Origin of the sequence: Halorubrum sp. Hd13 (assembly GCF_002252755.1) — an archaeon.
Taxonomy (GTDB): Archaea; Halobacteriota; Halobacteria; order Halobacteriales; family Haloferacaceae; genus Halorubrum.
The window spans coordinates 1-16,620 of record NZ_NHOY01000122.1 but is presented as its reverse complement, the minus strand read 5'-3'; the positions used below and the strand labels follow the sequence as shown (position 1 = coordinate 16,620).

General features: G+C 69.8%; 15 protein-coding genes. 8 read left to right on the top strand and 7 right to left on the bottom strand.

Going from position 1 to position 16,620, the window contains the following annotated elements; all coding sequences use genetic code 11:
• Nucleotides 1-139: 139 nt before the first annotated feature.
• Entirely contained in the window at nt 140-1,600 is a 1,461-nt protein-coding gene (locus tag DJ81_RS17335; RefSeq protein WP_094590801.1) for an FAD-dependent oxidoreductase, read from the top strand.
• 45 nt (nt 1,601-1,645) lie between these two features.
• Here the strand turns inward: DJ81_RS17335 and DJ81_RS17330 are convergent, their stop codons facing one another.
• Nucleotides 1,646-3,061 (bottom strand): HD domain-containing protein, encoded by a 1,416-nt coding sequence (locus DJ81_RS17330; protein WP_094590799.1) that lies wholly within the window; start codon nt 3,059-3,061, stop codon nt 1,646-1,648.
• 110 nt (nt 3,062-3,171) lie between these two features.
• On the opposite strand from DJ81_RS17330, the gene DJ81_RS17325 reads away from it, so the two are divergent.
• From DJ81_RS17325 to mtnP, 3 genes are all read left to right on the top strand, one after another.
• Nucleotides 3,172-3,381: a hypothetical protein gene (locus DJ81_RS17325; RefSeq protein WP_094525005.1), complete on the top strand. Its 210-nt coding sequence runs from the start codon at nt 3,172-3,174 to the stop codon at nt 3,379-3,381.
• Nucleotides 3,381-4,376, top strand: a complete 996-nt coding sequence (locus tag DJ81_RS17320; RefSeq protein ID WP_094525004.1) for a YeiH family protein — start codon at nt 3,381-3,383, stop codon at nt 4,374-4,376. The genes DJ81_RS17325 and DJ81_RS17320 overlap by 1 nt, the downstream gene beginning before the upstream one ends.
• Nucleotides 4,377-4,441: 65 nt before the next feature.
• Complete coding sequence (gene mtnP, locus DJ81_RS17315; protein ID WP_094590797.1) at nt 4,442-5,338, top strand: S-methyl-5'-thioadenosine phosphorylase; 897 nt, start codon at nt 4,442-4,444, stop codon at nt 5,336-5,338.
• A 318-nt stretch (nt 5,339-5,656) separates the two neighbouring features.
• Here mtnP and DJ81_RS17310 read toward each other — a convergent pair whose 3' ends face one another.
• Genes DJ81_RS17310 through DJ81_RS17300 form a run of 3 tightly spaced genes read right to left on the bottom strand, consistent with a single transcriptional unit; the run spans nt 5,657 to nt 10,670 of the window.
• Entirely contained in the window at nt 5,657-6,664 is a 1,008-nt protein-coding gene (locus tag DJ81_RS17310) for a ScpA family protein (protein WP_094590795.1), read from the bottom strand.
• On the bottom strand, nt 6,657-10,244 hold the full coding sequence (gene smc, locus DJ81_RS17305) for a chromosome segregation protein SMC (protein WP_094590793.1): 3,588 nt from the start codon (nt 10,242-10,244) through the stop codon (nt 6,657-6,659). Before smc ends, DJ81_RS17310 begins: the two co-directional genes overlap by 8 nt.
• Before the next feature lie 24 nt (nt 10,245-10,268).
• The gene (locus DJ81_RS17300) at nt 10,269-10,670 is read right to left on the bottom strand and encodes a hypothetical protein (protein WP_094524855.1); all 402 of its coding nucleotides are present in this window, start codon (nt 10,668-10,670) and stop codon (nt 10,269-10,271) included.
• A 180-nt stretch (nt 10,671-10,850) separates the two neighbouring features.
• Between DJ81_RS17300 and DJ81_RS17295 the strand changes: the two genes are divergently transcribed.
• The 4 genes from DJ81_RS17295 to DJ81_RS17280 all read left to right on the top strand — a co-directional run bounded on the left by DJ81_RS17295 (nt 10,851) and on the right by DJ81_RS17280 (nt 14,300).
• Complete coding sequence (locus DJ81_RS17295) at nt 10,851-11,444, top strand: zinc ribbon domain-containing protein (RefSeq protein WP_094524856.1); 594 nt, start codon at nt 10,851-10,853, stop codon at nt 11,442-11,444.
• Between the two features lie 214 nt (nt 11,445-11,658).
• Complete coding sequence (locus tag DJ81_RS17290; RefSeq protein WP_004595187.1) at nt 11,659-11,838, top strand: ribbon-helix-helix domain-containing protein; 180 nt, start codon at nt 11,659-11,661, stop codon at nt 11,836-11,838.
• A 4-nt stretch (nt 11,839-11,842) separates the two neighbouring features.
• Entirely contained in the window at nt 11,843-13,057 is a 1,215-nt protein-coding gene (gene ftsZ, locus DJ81_RS17285) for a cell division protein FtsZ (RefSeq protein WP_094528131.1), read from the top strand.
• 229 nt (nt 13,058-13,286) lie between these two features.
• Nucleotides 13,287-14,300, top strand: a complete 1,014-nt coding sequence (locus DJ81_RS17280; protein WP_094590877.1) for a zinc-binding alcohol dehydrogenase — start codon at nt 13,287-13,289, stop codon at nt 14,298-14,300.
• A 12-nt stretch (nt 14,301-14,312) separates the two neighbouring features.
• On the opposite strand, the gene DJ81_RS17275 is transcribed toward DJ81_RS17280, so the two are convergent.
• From DJ81_RS17275 to DJ81_RS17265, 3 genes are all read right to left on the bottom strand, one after another.
• The gene (locus DJ81_RS17275) at nt 14,313-15,083 is read right to left on the bottom strand and encodes a CDP-alcohol phosphatidyltransferase family protein (RefSeq protein WP_094528130.1); all 771 of its coding nucleotides are present in this window, start codon (nt 15,081-15,083) and stop codon (nt 14,313-14,315) included.
• Nucleotides 15,084-15,256: 173 nt separating this feature from the next.
• Entirely contained in the window at nt 15,257-15,643 is a 387-nt protein-coding gene (locus DJ81_RS17270; protein WP_094524859.1) for a hypothetical protein, read from the bottom strand.
• Nucleotides 15,644-15,712: 69 nt separating this feature from the next.
• The coding region (locus DJ81_RS17265) for an aldo/keto reductase (protein WP_141212611.1) at nt 15,713-16,620 on the bottom strand (908 nt) is incomplete at its 5' end.

The following is a 16,620-nucleotide window of genomic DNA, read 5'->3' as shown; positions in this document are numbered from 1 at the left end:
CTCCGGGGGCGCCCGAGCTGTTCGACGTTCGTCGAACCTCTAAAACGACGACTGTAGGCCCTCTGCCGGCGGATTAGCGCCGAGAATAGCAAGACCGTTAACGGCCGAGTCCGTCTCGCGGAGTGAGCTTTCATCACGCATGTCCGAACACACTGACCTGGTCATCGTCGGCGGCGGTATCAGCGGGGCGTCGCTCTTATACGCGGTCGCGAAGTTCACCGACGTCGACGACGTCACGCTGGTCGAGAAGGAGCGGGAGATCGCGGCGGTGAACTCCCACCGCACGAACAACTCACAGACCCTCCACTTCGGGGACATCGAGACGAACTACACCTTAGAGAAGGCCGAAGAGGTCAAGGAGGGCGCGGAGCTGCTCGCCGGCTACCTCGAGGGGACCGACCCCGACCGCGAGATGCACAGCAAGCGGAGCAAGATGGTGCTCGGCGTCGGCGACGAGGAGGCCGAGAAGCTGGAGGAGCGCTACCACGAGAACGGGTTCGGCGACCTCTTCCCGAAGCTCCGCGAGATCGGCCGCGAGGAGATCGCGGAGCTGGAGCCGAAGGTCGTCGAGGGCCGCGACCCGGACACCCGGCTCACGGCGCTCCAGACCCCCGACGGCTACGTCGTCGACTACGGCGCGGTCGCGAAGTCGTTCGTCGAGGACGCCCGCGCAGAGGACGGCGTCTCCGTCCACCTCGGCACCGCGGTCGAGAGCGTCGACGAGGGCCGCGACGGGTTCGCCGTCGAGACCGACGACGGCGACTTCGAGGCCGACGCGGTCGTCGTCGCCGCCGGCTCCCACAGCCTCCAGTTCGCCAAGGAGATGGGATACGGCGAGGACATGTCGCTGCTGCCGGTCGCGGGGAGCTTCTTCCTCGCCGACGACCTGTTGAACGGGAAGGTGTACACGCTCCAGATGAAGAAGCTCCCGTTCGCGGCGGTCCACGGCGACGCCGACGTCCACGACGACGGCGTCACTCGGTTCGGCCCGACGGCGAAGCTCGTCCCCGCGCTCGAGCGCGGCGAGCTCTCCACCGTGAGCGACTTCGCCGACGTGTTCGGCTTCTCGCCCGCGTCGGTCCTGAGCTACGTCGACATCCTCTCGGACCGCATCCTGTTCCCCTACGTCGTGCGCAACCTCGTGTACGACATCCCCGAGATCGGCAAGCGCGCGTTCCTGCCGGACGTTCAGAAGGTCGTGCCGAGCGTCGACGCCGACGACATCGAGCGCGCGAAGGGGTACGGCGGCGTGCGCCCCCAGATCGTCGACACGGAGAACAGAGAGCTCGACATGGGCGAGGCGAAGATCACCGGCGACGGCGTCCTGTTCAACATCACCCCCTCGCCCGGCGCCTCGACCGCGCTGAAGAACGCGATGACCGACGTGCAGACGGTCCTCGACTTCTTCGACGCCGACCACGAGTTCGACGAGGCGGCGTTCCGCGAGGCGACGATCGAGCACTTCCCGCGCGTCGACGACGAGGACGCCGAGGCCGACGACGCCGCGGAGGCCGAGGGCGACGCCGCGGAGGCCGAGGGCGACGACGCTCCCGAGGACGACGACGCCGACGACCGCGTCCCCGCCGAAGCCGACGACTGACGCGAGCACCGACGAGTTCCACCCCGGACCCCCTCGTCGCTCCGGCTACGCGTGCTTCCGCTCCTCGACCTCCCGCTCGAACGCCTCCCTGAGCACGCGGATCGCCCGCCGCTTCGTCCCGTCCGGGACGAACACGAAGGGGATGGGCACGTCGAACGCGCGGTCGCCGTACAGCCCCCAGTCGCCGACCGACCGGGTCGTTCCGCCGTAGGCGATGGGGATGTCCTCCAGCTCGTCGGGGTCGTACGCGGGCACGTACGAGCGGTCGATCCACACCTCGTGGACCGGGACGTCGAGCGCGTCGGCGAGGAGCCGCTCCAGCCGGTCGTCGCCCTCGGTGAGCCACGCCGTGAACTCGTCGAGACCGGCGCCGGCCTCACCCGTGAGGTCCCCGCCGATCCGGTCGGCGAGTGCGATCCGGTGTTTCCAACACGTGGCCGGGAAGCGCCGCCCGCGGAACCGGTCGTACATCGACGCGAGCGTCGAATCGGAGTGTTCGCGGGCGGCGGTCCGAAGGCGTTCGAGCACGGCGTTGTCGTCCAACTCCCGCGAGAGGACCCCGTCGACGGTCACCGGGCTCTCGCCGGTCACGCGCTCGTACTCGCCGAGCAGCTCCTGGAGGAGCCGGTTCGCGTAGACGGCCTTGTGATGCTGTGTGACCCACATGTACAGCGCGATCCGGCCCTCGAGGTAGTTACCGATCGTCGAGAGCGCCTTCTCGGTGAGCGCGAGCCCCTCCTCGGGGTGGGCCGTGTAGGCGTCGACCATCCGGTCGACGTCGAAGCTCAACACGCCCGCGCCGGTCATGCGGTTGTCGCGGGTGATGTAGTCGAGCCGGTCGACGTCGATGGGGGAGTGCAGCAGCTGCGCGCCGACCCCGTACTGCCAGGGCGCGCCGCGCTCGTACGCGAGGCTGTAGCCGAGGACGTACGCGCACACCTCGACGGGGTCGACGTCGAACGAGCGCAGGGCGTCCCCGTACTCCTCGATTATGAGGACGCAGCCGAGCAGCTCGTGCGGGCTCGCCGACCGGAGCGGCGCGCCACCGACGCCGGCCCGGTCGAAGGCGTCCACCAGGCCGACGGCGGCGACCCGATCGCGGAGGACGCCCTCGTCGAGGAACCCCTCCGAGAGGTGCGAGAAGGGCGGATGGCCGACGTCGTGGAGCAGGCAGGCGCACTCCAGCGTGCGTTGGATCTCCTCCAGCTCGTCGGTCGTCGCGCCCTGCGCGAAGTACGACTGCCTGCGGAGGTTCTCGAACACGGTGCGGCCGAGGTGGTAGACGCCGAGCGAGTGCTCGAACCGCGTGTGGTTCGCTCCGGGGTAGACGAGGTGCGTCGCCGAGAGCTGGCGGACGTACCGCAGCCGCTGGAACGGCCGGGTGTCGAGGACGCCGTCGACGAGCGCGTCCGGCAGCTCAACGTAGCCGTGCACCGGGTCCTTGATCTGCGTGGTCGACATCCGAACGTCCGTGAAACGACCGCCCGGAACCTGCCTCTTTCGGTCCCGGGTCGAGCGCGTGCTCTGCCCGAGTCCGTTCTTATAAATACCGAGCGCGCCGACCCGCGGGCATGGCACGGGACGCCGCCGACGGACCGCGGACCGCCGGCGATAGCACGGGCGACGCCGGGAACGGAGCGGCCGACGCCGACGGCGCTCCCGGAACCGGATCGCCGATCGTCGACCGGTGGGTCGCGCTCGACCGGGGGTGGCAGGCGCTCGCGCTCGGGCTGGGGATCGTCGCCGCTCACGTCGCGGGACAGGCCGCGGGCGTCTTCTGATGCGCGTCGTCGACGCCGCTCGGCCGTTCGTCCCCGGTCTCGCGCTGCTGGCCGCCGGAGCGCTCCTCGCGCACCTCATCGCCGGCGCGGTCGACGGGCTCCAGCCGCTCGTCGTCGCGGTCGCGCTCGGCGCGCTCATCGGCAACGCGGTCGGGACGCCCGACCTCGCGAAACCGGGCGTCGGCGTCGACAAGCTGTTCTTGGAGACCGGGATCGTCCTGCTCGGCGCCGCGGTCGTCGTCGAGGAGTTCCTCGCCGCGGGACCGACCGTGCTCGGCCTGGTCGTCGTCGCGGTCGGCGGCGGGCTCCTCCTCGCCGAGCTGATCGCACGCGTGCTCTTCCGACTCGACGGGACCACGCCCTCGCTGCTGGCGGCGGGCGCGAGCATCTGCGGGGTCTCCGCGGTCGTCGCGATCGGGCGCGTGCTCGACGCGCGCGGCGCCGCCATCACGTTCGCGGCGGCGACCGTGCTCCTCTTCGACGCCGTCACGCTCGTCGCGTTCCCGATCGCCGGCGAGTGGCTCGGGCTCACCGGCCGCCAGTTCGGCGTCTGGGCCGGCGTGAGCATGTTCTCGACCGGCCCCGTCGCGGCCGCGGGGTTCGCCCACTCGCCGGAGGCGGGCCAGTGGGCGACCGTGACGAAGCTCGCGCGCAACTCCCTGTTGGGGGGCGTCGCCGTCGCCTACTCGCTGGCGTACACGGCGCGGTCGGCGACCGACCCGGGCGTCCGACGGCTGTGGGCGGAGTTCCCGAAGTTCCTCCTCGGCTTCCTCGCGGTCGCCGCGATCGCGAACAGCGGGCTCCTCTCGCCGGCCGTGCTGGAGTCGATCGGGCGCGTGTCGGACGCGCTGTTCACGCTGGCGTTCGTCGGCCTCGGGCTCTCGATCCGGCTCCGCGAGATGCGCGAGGTCGGCGGCGCCGCCGTCGGCGCCGTCCTCGTCCACCTGCTCGTCGTGAGCGCGCTCGCGCTGGCGGCGGTGCGGTGGCTGCTGTGACGCCGTGAGACGCCCCCGTCGACCGCGTTCACTCCTTATAAGTATCGAGCGGTCGGACTCCGGGTATGAGCACCATCGGGTTCATCGGCGGCAGCGGCATCTACGAGGCGCTGCCCCTGAACGACGTGCGCGAGGTGGAGTACGACACCCCCTACGGCGAGCCGAGCGACGCGATCACGATCGGCGAGTTCGCCGACACGGGCACGGAGGTCGCCTTCCTCCCCCGGCACGGCTCCGAGCACGGCGTCTCGCCCACAGACCTCCCGTACCGCGCGAACATGTACGCGCTGAAGCAGGCCGGCGTCACCCACGTCTTCGCGTCGAACGCGGTGGGGAGCCTCAAGGAGGAGCTGGAGCCCGGCACCCTCGTCGTCCCCGACCAGATCTACGACCGGACCAAGCGCCGCGACCTCTCCTTCTACGGCGACGGCGTCGTCGTCCACCAGCCGTTCGCGGACCCGTACAGCCCGGAGCTTGTCGACCATTTGACCGAGGCCGCCGAGTCCGCCGTGGGCGGAGACGGCGGGGACGCCGCCGACGAGGACGGCGGCACGACGGTCGTGAAGGGCGGCACCTACGTCTGTATCGAGGGGCCGCAGTACTCGACGCGCGCCGAGTCGGAGTTCTACAAGTCGCAGGGGTGGGACCTCGTCGGCATGACGGCGATCCCGGAGGCGAAGCTCGCCCGCGAGGCGGAGCTCGCCTACGCGACGATCGCCGGGGTCACCGACTACGACGTCTGGAAGGAAGACAGCGAGGTGACGCTCGAAGAGGTCCTCGAGAACGCCGAGCAGAACCAGGAGGCGATCAAGGCCGCCGTCGAGGAGGCCGTTCGGACGCTCCCGGACGACCTGGAGTGCGACGCTCACACCTCCCTCGAAGGCACCGTCAACACGCCGACCGAGGCGATCCCGGAAGACACTCGTGAGCGCGTCGAGCCGCTGCTCGGCGACTACTTATAAAAAAAACTCTGCGGTGCGGTGGCGCGTGCCTGCGAGCGCCCTCCGGGCGCGAGTCAGCACGCGCGAGGGACGCGGCGACCGAAGGGAGCCGCGAGGCTGGGGAGGCGTGAGGTGCTGTGCGGGTGCGGTGCGGGGTAGGACTCAAAGGGGCAGTCGCGAGGACGAAGACGGGCGACGTAAGGACCGCAGGAGCGAACGAAGTGAGCGACGAGGATCGCAGCGAGCCCATCGAGTCCTCGCGACTGGGGCTTTGGAGAAGTTCACCGCCGGTCCGGCGGTATCCACGTATGAACGACGGACCGCGCTCTCGAAAACGTACTAGTCCGCGATCGCTTCCGACTCCCCGGTCATCGCCGCGGGGTCTTTCACCCACAGGTCGCCGAACAGGTCGTCCTGCTGGAGCCGCACCGAGCCGCGGTGCGCCATGAACAGCAGCGCGAGGTACGTCATGAAGGGGCGTCCGCCCGCGCTCTCGATCTCCCCGAACAGCACCTCCGTGCGCCCGCGGTCGAAGTGGGTCCGGAGGGCGTTGTCGATCTCCACTATCACCTCCTCGATATCCTCGTCGTGGGTGCGGTCGGTCGCCTCGCCCGCGGTCGGCTCCCCGTCGCGCCGGAACTCGTCGCCCGTGTGGTAGTCGAGCGTCTGCGTGCCGCGGTCGTACCCGTGCGGCGACTCAGAGGTGTCGTACTCGCGGGAGTCCTTCCACCACGATCCGCGCTCGGCCTCGCGGAGCTCCCGGACCAGTTCGTCGAGCGTCTCCGGCGATCCTCGGGTGCTCTTCCGGTCGAGGCGTCGGTCCATCTCCGCCTCCAGCTCGCTGACCGGATCGAAGTCGTCGGCGGCGGGGTCCGGCGCGCCGCCCTCCATCGCGACCTCCCACGGCTCCGGCTCGGGCTCCTCGTCCTCGTCGTCGTCGGCCAGCATGCCGTCGCTCTTCATCCGCAACAGGACGCTGGCGTAGAACAGCGCCCGCCCCGTCGTCCGGAGGTCCGTCTCGTCGAGCCGCTCTAAGAAGGCGTCCGTCACCTGCACGATGTCGATGTCCCACGGCTCGATCTCGCCCTCCTCGGCGAGCTGGACGAGGAGCTCGACGGGCTCGACTTTCCCGTCCTCGCCGGGGTCCCCGGACTCCCCGCCGTCCGCCTCGTCGCCGGCGGCGCCGTCCCTCGACTCGCCGTCGCCCGTCGCGGCCCCGTCTCCTCCGGGCGTCTCCGGCGTCGCTCCGTCGCGCGCCCCGCCGTCCCGCTCGCTCGTCAGGTCCAGGTCCGGGACGTCGTCGCCGGATCCGCCGCCCGCGCCCGCCGACTCCGGCGGCTCAGTCATCCGCGGTCACCTCCCCGTCGCCGTCGCGGTCGTCGCCGAACTGCATCCCGGTGACCGCAGAGAGGTTGTCGCCCTGCATCGTGACGCCGATGGCGCGGTCGGAGCGCTCCAACAGCGCCGAGCGGTGGCCGACCACGACGAACTGCGCGTCCGCGGCCAGCTCCTCGATCATCTCGCCGACGCGCTCGGCGTTGACCGCGTCGAGGAACGCGTCGATCTCGTCGAGCGCGTAGAACGGCGCCGGGTTGTGCCGCTGAATGGCGAAGATGAACGAGAGGGCGGTCAGCGACTTCTCGCCGCCGCTCATCGCGTCGAGCCGCTGGACCGGCTTGTCCGCGGGCTGCGCCTTCATCGTCAGCCCCTCCTCGAAGGGGTCTTCGGGGTTCTCCAAGAGGAGCTCGCCGCTGCCGGCCGAGAGGCGCGCGAAGATCTCCTCGAAGTGGTCGTTGATCGACTCGAACGTCTGCATGAACGTCTCCTTCTTCGCCGCCTCGTACCCCTCGATGCGCTCCTCGATCGCGTCGCGCTCCTCGACGAGCACGTCCCGGCGCTCCTGGAGCTGGTCGAGCGCCTCCTGCACCTCGTCGTACTCGTCGATCGCGAGCATGTTGACGGGCTCTAACGCCTCCATCTCGGCCTCCAGCTCCTCGATCCGCGACTCGACCTCGCCGAGGTCGGGGATCTCGCCGGCGTCGTACTCGCCGACCTGCGACTCCAGCTCGTCGATCTCCCACTCCAGTCGGTCCCGGCGGTCCGTCAGATCGTCCAGGTCGGACTCCGCCTCCGAGACGAGCGCGCGCTGTTCGTCTCGCTCGCGGGTCGCCGCCTTGATCTCCTCGCGGAGGTCCTCGCGGGCGGCCTTCAGCTCCGTGAGCTCCGATTCGAGGTCGGCGATCGCCTCCTTCTTCTCCGCGAGGTCGGCCTCCCGCTCCTCGATCGCGGCCTCGTGCTCGGCGACCCGCTCTTCGGCCTCGGCCTTCCGATTCTGTGCCTCCTCGACGGTGTCGTGGAGCTCGTCGACGGCGTCCTCGGCGTACCCCTTCTCCAGCTCCAGCTCGTTCTGCCGCCCGTCGAGCGAGCTCATCCGGTCCTCCAGGTCGGATATCTCGGCGCGGATCTCGTCGGCGCGCTCGGAGAGCTCCGGGATCTTCGAGTCGGCGAGCTCCGCCTCGATCTCCTCGATCTCGGACGCTAACTCCGCTATCTCCGTATCGAGCTCGTCGAGCTCCGCGTCGAGCTCGCTCATCTCCGCGTCGACCGACTCGCGTTCGGCCTCCAGCTCCTCGAGCTCGGTCTCCAGCTCGTCGATGCGCTCCTCGGCGTCCGCCAGCTCGTCCTCGGCGCGCTCGACGTCGGCCTCAAGCGACCGGACGCGCTCGGCGGCGTCGGCCTTCCGGTCGCGCGCGTCGTCGACGTCGCCCTCGAGGTCGTCGATCTCCGACTGCAGCGACTGCCGCTCGTCCTCCAGCTCCGCTATCTCCGTCGCGAGCCGTTCGAGCTTCCCGCCGCCGGACTTCGTGAACGCGTACCGCGAGCCGCCGCCGGAGCCGCCCGTCATCGCGCCGGACTTCTCGACGAGGTCGCCGTCGAGCGTGACCATCCGGTAGTCGCCCATCAGCTCGCGGGCGGTGGCCATGTCCTCCACGACGAGCGTCGAGCCGAGCACGTACGAGAAGATCGAGGCGTACCTGCCGTCGTAGTCGACGAGGTTCCGCGCGAAGTCGACGACGCCCGGCAGCGAGGGCTTCCGCGGGAGGCTCCGGTCGTCCATCTCCGTGATGGGGAGGAACGTCGCCCGGCCCGCGTTCCGCCGCTTGAGGTAGTCGATACACGTCGACCCGACGCCGTCGTCGTCGACGACGACGTTCGCGAGCCGCCCCCCGGCGGCCGTCTCGCACGCCTCCGCGTACTCGGCCTCGACCGAGCCAAGCTCGCCGACCGCGCCGTGGACCCCGTCGATGCCGCCGTTCTTCACTTCGGTCACCGCCCGCGGCCACGAGGTGTCGCCGCGCTCGTCGGCGGCCGCCTCCAGCTTCGCGTACTCGTTCTGCTTCTCCCGGAGGTCCGCTTCGACCGCCTCCAGGTCCTCGCTCCGTTCGGCCTTCTCCGAGAAGAGGTCCGCGACGACCTCCTCGATCTTCTCCTCGTTCTTCTCGGCCTTGTCGAGCTCGCTGCGGAGCTCGGATATCCGCGCCTTGTGCTCCGGTATCGACTCGCGGGCCTCCTCCAGGTCGGTCCGCGCCTCGCTCACCGCGTTCGAGCGCCGGCGCGCCTCGTCGAGCAGGCGGTCCTTCTCGCGCTGCGTCTCGTTTCTCGCCTCGCGAAGCGACTCGATCTCCTCTTTCTTGTCGGCGAGCTCGGCTTTGAGTTCGTCGAACTCGGTGTCGGCGCCCTCTATCTCGGCCTCGACGTCGGCGAGATCGGACCGCTTCGTCGCGATCTCGGACTTGACCGAGGCCTTCTCGACTTTCGCCTCGCGGATCTCGCCTTCGAGGTCCGCTATCGTCTCCTCCTTCCGGTCGATCTGGACGAAGGCGTCGCGCCGCTCCGTCTCGGCCTCCGCGGCGCGCTCCTCGGCCGCCTCGATCTTGTCATCGAGCCGGGAGATCTCGCCTTTGACCTCCTCGATCTCCGAGCGGATCCGGATCTGCTCGTCCTCGCCTTTCGTCTCGATCTCGTGGTTGAGGTCGGCCAGGTCCTCCTCGAGGCGGGTGAGCTTCCCCTGTCTCGCGTCGAGCTCCGCGCGGAGCTCTTCGAGCTCGGCCTCCGCGTCGTCGATGTCGTCCTCGACGTCGCCGAGGGCCTCCCGCTTCTCCTCCAGCTCGGAGGCCTTGAGGAAGCCGCGGTACTCCTCCAGCTCGTCCCGATACTCCTGATACTGGAGGGCGGTCTCGCGCTCGTCGGACAGCCGGTCGAGCCGGTCCTGCTTCTCGCCGATGCGGAGGTCCGCCTCGCCGATCCGGTCTTCGACCGTGTCCAGCTCCTCGTAGGCGGCCTCCTTCTTCTCGTCGAACTCGGCGACGCCCGCGATCTCGTCGACGATCCCCCGCCGCTGGTAGGGGGTCATGTTGATGATCTCGGTGACGTCGCCCTGCATCACGACGTTGTACCCCTCGGGCGTCACGCCGGCGGCCGCGAGCAGGTCCTGCACGTCGGAGAGGTTCACCGAGCGTCCGTTGAGGTAGTAGTACGAGTAGTAGTTGTCCTCGGTCTCCTTGACGCGGCGCTTGATCGTGATCTCGGAGACGTCGCCCACGTTCTCCGTGCCGGCCGCGGAGACGACCTGCGACCGGTCTAAGGCCCCGTCCTCGTTCGAGAGCACGACGGTCACCGACGCCTCGTTCGGGCCCCCGGTCCCGTCGCCGTCGTCGTGACCGGGGTTGTAGATCAGGTCGGTGAGCTTCTTCGCTCTGATCCCGCGGGTGCGCGCCAATCCGAGCGCGAAGAGGACTCCGTCGATGATGTTCGACTTCCCGGAGCCGTTCGGTCCCGTGACGACCGTGAAATCGTCGTAAAAGGGGATCCTCGTCGTCCGCCCGAAGCTCTTGAATCCGTCCAAAACGACTTCCGTAATGTGCATGTGACGCGGGAGTGCGAGGTCGGATTACGCGACGATGATGTCGCTGTCCGACTCCTCGTCGTCGCTCTCTCCCTCCGCCCCGCCGGCCTCGGCGTCCGGCGTCGTCGCCTCCTGCTCGGGGACGACCATGTCGTCGTCGCCCTCGCCGCCGGTCGACGCGCTCCCGTCGTCGGTCCGCTCGACGACCTCGACGTGGTCGTCGGAGTGGGTCCGCGTCTCGCCGCCGGCGGACTCTGTCGATTCCTCGGCCGGTTCGGCCGTCTCCCGCGCCTCCTCGGTCGCGGCGTCCGCCCGTACGGACACCTCTTGGGCGTCCTCGAGCTGTCGGACGCGTTCCTTCATTTCGACCAGCTCCTCGGTGAGCCCGTTGACCGCCGCTTGCAGCTCCGCGACCTGTCGTTCGAGGTCCTCGACGCGGTTACTCATATACACACGTATGCCCACGCGGGCCGTATAAATCTGCGTCAGACACACGTGTGACCATGTGACATGATTTTCGCCGACCGCGGCGGCTCGGCGCGCTCGTTTCCGGGGGCTGAAACGTCTCGCGGCTACCGTCCGATATCGGGGGGAAGATACTTGTAGTACGGTCGATATGGCGTCCGTATGAGTAAGATCACCTTCCGGGCCGACGACGACCTCGTCGAGCGGCTGGAAGCGTGTGACGCCTCCAAGAGCGAGGTGATGCGGGAGGCCCTCCGCACCCACCTCGACGACGCCGAGGAGGCGACTGCTCCCGACGCGGGTCCGACGGCCGAGGAGACGGTCGGCGCCGCGCTGGCAGACCGCGTCGACGACCTCATCGCGGAGCGGCTCGACGCCGCGTTGGACGACCGCCTCGGCGGACGGCGCGCTCCGTCCGACGCGACGTATGCGTCGGGGAACCCGGCCGAGGTCAACGTGAACGTCTCTCTCGACGCCCCTGACGCCGACGCCGCCGACACGCGTGTGACACGTGAGACGTCGGCGGACGCTGAGACGGAGACGCGTAAGACGCCGGCGAGCGCGAACGCTGGCGAAAACGCCTGCGGCGGCTGCGGAGAGAACGTCCCTGAAGAACACGTGTACTGTCCGAACTGCGGAGAAAAGCAGTCTCACCGGGCGTTCTGCGAGTGCGGCGACGAGCTGCGGACCGACTGGGCGTTCTGCCCCGGCTGCGGTCGGCGGACCCCCGCCGCAGACGTGTTAAATGATAGGTAACGCCTGACTCAGGCCGCCAGTCGGCCGAATTCGTCTCTTCGGGTGGTTGTCTTACACTCGGCGATAGCTTTATATTGGTAGACTCGGTGAATTGAACTGCGTAAGACGGTCGTCTTACAGCGGCCGTCCGCGGCGGGGATGATCCCGTCGACGGGCGATTCGTCGCTGTAAGACACACGCGTCGCGTGCTCGCCGTCTTACCGGGGGAATACCAATGGAGCGTGTGACACTACGAATCCCGAAACAGCAGATAGACGAGGTCGAACAGATGGTCGAAACGGGCGAGTTCCCGAACCGGAGCGAGGCGATCCGGTCGGCCGTTCGCGACATGTTGAACGAACAGGACGGCGAGCGCGACGAGCGCGGCCGCAACCGCAACTGGGCGAAGGTGTGAACTGATGCAAGATCTCGTTCAGGACGCCCTCGACAACGCGGAAGCGGAGAAGCGCGACATGGACTCCGTCGATATGGACGACGACGAGTTCGGGGACCCCCGGATCGTCATCGTCGGTGCCGGCGGCGCCGGAAACAACACGATCAACCGGCTGTACAACATCGGCGTGGACGGCGCCGACACCGTCGCGATCAACACGGACAAACAGCACCTCAAGATGGTCGAGGCCGACACCAAGATCCTCGTGGGCAAGTCGCTCACGCAGGGGCTCGGCGCCGGCGGCGACCCCAAGATGGGCGAGCGCGCCACCGAGATGGCCCAGGGGACGATCAAGGAGGTGCTCGGCGACGCCGACCTCGTCTTCGTCACGGCCGGAATGGGCGGCGGCACCGGCACCGGCGCGGCGCCGGTCGTCTCGAAGATCGCCAAAGAGCAGGGCGCCATCGTCGTCGGAATGGTCTCGACGCCGTTCAACGTCGAGCGCGCCCGCACCGTGAAGGCCGAGGAGGGCTTAGAGACCCTCCGCAACGAGGCCGACTCGATCATCGTCCTCGACAACAACCGGCTGCTCGACTACGTGCCGAACCTGCCGATCGGGAAGGCGTTCTCCGTGATGGACCAGATCATCGCGGAGACGGTGAAGGGGATCTCCGAGACGATCACCCAGCCGAGCCTCATCAACCTGGACTACGCCGACATGTCCACCATCATGAACCAGGGCGGCGTGGCCGTCATGCTCGTCGGCGAGACCCAGGACAAGAACAAGACCCAGGAAGTGGTCAACGACGCGATGAACCACCCGCTCCTGGACGTCGACTACCGCGGCGCCTCCGGCGGGCTCGTCCACATCACGGGCGGTCCGGACCTCACGCTGAAGGAGGCCGAGGGGATCGCGAACAACATCACCGAGCGGCTGGAGGCGAACGCCAACGTGATCTGGGGCGCCCGAATCCAGGACGAGTACAAGGGGAAGGTCCGCGTCATGGCGATCATGACGGGCGTCCAGAGCGCGCAGGTGCTCGGCCCGTCGACCCAGAAGCAGGCCGACAAGTCCCGCGCCGCGGCCGGAGCCGAGGACCTCGGCGACTCGCGCTCGCGCGCCGCCGAGGCGAACGGCACGGCCGGCGCGACGGCCTCCGGCGGCGCCGACCGGGGCTGGGAGTCCGACGGCGGCACCGAGCAGACCGAGCGGAACAACGGCCTCGACGTCATCCGCTAGGCGTCGCTGACGGACCGCCGCCGTCGCAGTCGTTCGCTTTCCGATCGACCGTCTCTCTTTCGCGCCGTCGACGCCGATCCGCTCGCTTACCTCCGGGTCTGACCCGTCGGACGGCGCGAGGACTTAACATCGCACAGTGCGTGGGGATCTACGTGTTACGCCACCAGCCGAGCCGAAGCCCGTGGCCTCGCTCGGGCGTCGCCCGCGACCGGACCGGGTCCGCGACCCGATGACCGACGCCGCGCTCTACTTCACGGCCCCGGAGACCGTCGAGGTGCGCGAGGCGACGGTCGGACCGCCGGCGGACGACGAGCTGCTCGTCGAGACCCGCGCGTCGGCGATCAGCGCCGGGACGGAGCTGCTCGTGTACCGCGACCAGACGCCGGCGGATCTCCCGGCGGACGAGGCGCTCGACGCGCTCGACGGCGACCTCTCGTACCCGCTCCGGTACGGCTACGCCGCGAGCGGCGTCGTCCGCGAGGTCGGCGCCGAGGTCGACTCGGAGTGGGTCGGCCGGTCGGTGTTCGCGTTCGTCCCCCACCAGACGCGCTTCCGCGCGACCCCCGACTCGGTCGTCGCGCTCCCGCCGGAGACGACGCCGGCCGCCGGCTCGCTCCTCCCTTCCGTGGAGACCGCGACGAACATCGTCCTCGACGCCGCCCCCCGTCTCGGAGAGCGGGTCGTGGTGTTCGGCGCCGGGGTGATCGGACTCTGCGTCGTCCGCCTGCTGGCCGACTTCCCGCTGGAGTCGCTCGTCGTGGTCGACCCGATCGAGCGCCGTCGAACGCTCGCCGCTGCGCTCGGCGCCGACCGGACGACGACGCCGGCCGAACTCGGCGCCGTCGACCTCGCCGGGGAGTCCGCCGTCGGGGGCGCGGACCTCGCGGTCGAGCTGTCCGGCCAGCCGAGCGCGCTCGACGACGCGATCGGGGTCGTCGGCTACGACGCGCGGATCGTCGTCGGCTCGTGGTACGGGACCAAGCGCGAGCCGATCGACCTCGGCGGGCGGTTCCACCGGGACCGCATCGACATCGTCTCCAGTCAGGTGTCGACGATCAGCCCGGAGCTGCGCGGGCGGTGGGACCGCGACCGCCGCATGGAGGCGGCGCTCGACCGGATCGACGCGATCCCCGCCGCCGAGCTCATCACCCACCGGATCCCCTTCGAGCGCGCGCCGGAAGCGTACGAACTGCTCGACTCGGAACCCGACGCGGCGGTCCAAGTCATCCTGGAGTACTCGTGACCGTCTGCTTTCTCACCGGCGAGACGGGAGTCGACCGCTGACGGCGAGGTAGTCGCGCGCGAACACCGCCAGCGACGGCGCGAGGACGATTGGCGCGAGGGTCCGAACGACGTCGGTCGGCACCGGCGGGACGAGCGCGACCGTCACGAAGACCATCTGGACGCCCGCGAGGTACTTGCCGAGGTCGCTGTCGGGCAGGTCGCCGACGGGGAGCCCGCGGACGCGCCGCAGCCACACGGCCCCGCGGAAGACGTAGCGCGCGGCGGAGATCGAGAGGTACCAGATCGGGAGTAGCTCCCACAACACCGCCACGAGCGGCGCGGCGACGAATCCGAAGGTGTCGAACGCCATGTCGAGCCGGCGGCCGACCTCGGTCTCCCGCCCGACCGTTCGGGCGACGCTCCCGTCGAGGTTGTCGAGGGCGACGCCGGTCCCGTAACACAGCGCCGGCACCCACGCGAGCGCCGTCTCCGGCGGCGCGACGACGAATCCGGCGACGACCGCGTACAGCGCCCCGCGAACGAGCGTGACCGCGTTCGCCAGTCCGAACAGCTGTCGCCAGAAGCCGCCGGTCAGCCCCTCCGGATCGAGCCCGTACCCGACGTACCAGAGCTGTCCGGCCCAACAGAGGCCGGCGACGACGGCGGGCGAGAGTCCCCAGCGGCCCATCGCGTCCGCGGGGAACAGCCGCAGGAGGAGCGCGGCGAGCGTGAGTGCGGCGAGGAGCGGGAGCCCGAAACCGATCCCGACGCGAACGGAGCGCCGACGGCGGATCTCGGCCATCTACACGCCACCTCCGGTCGCGACCGGGCCCGCGAGGGGTCCGCCGCCCGGGGATACGTTTACGCGCCGAACGGTCGCGTTTACGCCCGCGTCGACGGCCGAGCCGTCGGGGAGCGCGTCGCTGATCGCGACGGCGTGCTCGCGTCGCCGTCGGCGCTCGCGGTCCGCCACGGCTACCGGCGCAGCAGGGCGACCAGAACGAGTATCAACACGACCTGCGCGACCTTGTCGACGCCGCCGAGCGTCCCGACGTCGGCCGGGAACGACTTCGTCCCGCCCGCGAAGTTGATGACGTACCATAAGACGATCTGGACGAGGGTGAAAGCGATCCCGACCGCGTACACCGTCCGTCGGCGGTAGTCGATCGCGAGGAGGGTGACGCCACCGACGAAGCCGAGCCCCGCGAGGACGAAGCTGATACCCATCGGCGAGGGGAACATCCTGACGCCGAGAAAGAGGTGGACGGCGGCGGAGACCAGCGCCGCGACGATACCCACCCAGTGGAGGCCGTTCAGCGAGCCGATGTCGACCGCGGGCCGCTGCGACTTGGTTGTTGCCATATTACACACATGGACTTCTGTCACATAGAAATACCGCCCGAGCGGACGAGGGCGATCGACTCCGGCGCCCTACCGCTCGAAGTCGGGGTCGCGCAGGGCGTCGATCCGCGCGAGCTCGTCGGCGGTCAGCCGCTCGCTCCCGGCGGCCAGGTTCGAGACGACGTGCGATTCCGTGGTGCTGGACGGAATCGGGACGACCCCTCGCGAGGCGTTCCACGCGACGACGACCGCGGCCGGCGAGAGACCCCGATCCGTGCCGATCGCGTCCAGCACGGGCTCGTCGAGGAGGCCGGGCGCCGACAGCGGCGAGTGCGCGACCACCCGAATTCCGCGCTCGTGACAGCAGTCGACGAGACCGGTCCGAGGGCGGTAGGGGTGTCGCTCCACCTGCACCAAGGCCGGGTCGACGTCGCCGGTCTCCAGCACCGTCTCCAGCTGCGCCCGCGAGACGTTACAGACCCCGAGCGTCCGGGCCCATCCCCTCTCGTAAACGGCCTCCAGGTTCTCCCACGCGGTCGCCAGCGACACGTCGTCGGTCGCGAGCTCGCCGTCCGCGTCCTCGGGAAAGGCGAGCGCCTCCTGTCGCTCGACCGGCTCCTCGGCGAGCCGGCTCAGCTCCCCCCGGTGTTCGAGCGCCGATGGCCAGTGGAGCGCGTAGCAGTCGAATGCGTCGATCCCGAGCTCCTCGCGGCTGCCCGCGCAGGCGGCGAGCAGGCGCTCCCGGCGGTGGTTGGTGCGCCACGCTTTCCCGAGCAGGAACACCCGCTCCCGGTCGGGCGCGCCCGGCGCGGCGAGCAGCTCCCCGATCCGGTGTTCGTTGCCGTACAGCTCGGCGGAGTCGAGGAGGCGGTAGCCGGCGTCGAGCGCGGTCGCGATCGAGTCGGCGCGCTTGACGTACTCCCCGTCGCGGTAGCGCGAGCAGCCGAAGCCGACCGACGGGAGGCGGATCGCGGCGGCGCCCGACGTCCCCTCGACCC

Bases quoted from the DNA above. Each gene is read 5' to 3' on its own strand.
- DJ81_RS17335 (WP_094590801.1), top strand. From the start codon at position 140: ATGTCCGAACACACTGACCTGGTCATCGTCGGCGGCGGTATCAGCGGG.
- DJ81_RS17330 (WP_094590799.1), bottom strand. From the start codon at position 3,061: ATGTCGACCACGCAGATCAAGGACCCGGTGCACGGCTACGTTGAGCTG.
- DJ81_RS17325 (WP_094525005.1), top strand. From the start codon at position 3,172: ATGGCACGGGACGCCGCCGACGGACCGCGGACCGCCGGCGATAGCACG.
- DJ81_RS17320 (WP_094525004.1), top strand. From the start codon at position 3,381: ATGCGCGTCGTCGACGCCGCTCGGCCGTTCGTCCCCGGTCTCGCGCTG.
- mtnP (WP_094590797.1), top strand. From the start codon at position 4,442: ATGAGCACCATCGGGTTCATCGGCGGCAGCGGCATCTACGAGGCGCTG.
- DJ81_RS17310 (WP_094590795.1), bottom strand. From the start codon at position 6,664: ATGACTGAGCCGCCGGAGTCGGCGGGCGCGGGCGGCGGATCCGGCGAC.
- smc (WP_094590793.1), bottom strand. From the start codon at position 10,244: ATGCACATTACGGAAGTCGTTTTGGACGGATTCAAGAGCTTCGGGCGG.
- DJ81_RS17300 (WP_094524855.1), bottom strand. From the start codon at position 10,670: ATGAGTAACCGCGTCGAGGACCTCGAACGACAGGTCGCGGAGCTGCAA.
- DJ81_RS17295 (WP_094524856.1), top strand. From the start codon at position 10,851: ATGAGTAAGATCACCTTCCGGGCCGACGACGACCTCGTCGAGCGGCTG.
- DJ81_RS17290 (WP_004595187.1), top strand. From the start codon at position 11,659: ATGGAGCGTGTGACACTACGAATCCCGAAACAGCAGATAGACGAGGTC.
- ftsZ (WP_094528131.1), top strand. From the start codon at position 11,843: ATGCAAGATCTCGTTCAGGACGCCCTCGACAACGCGGAAGCGGAGAAG.
- DJ81_RS17280 (WP_094590877.1), top strand. From the start codon at position 13,287: ATGACCGACGCCGCGCTCTACTTCACGGCCCCGGAGACCGTCGAGGTG.
- DJ81_RS17275 (WP_094528130.1), bottom strand. From the start codon at position 15,083: ATGGCCGAGATCCGCCGTCGGCGCTCCGTTCGCGTCGGGATCGGTTTC.
- DJ81_RS17270 (WP_094524859.1), bottom strand. From the start codon at position 15,643: ATGGCAACAACCAAGTCGCAGCGGCCCGCGGTCGACATCGGCTCGCTG.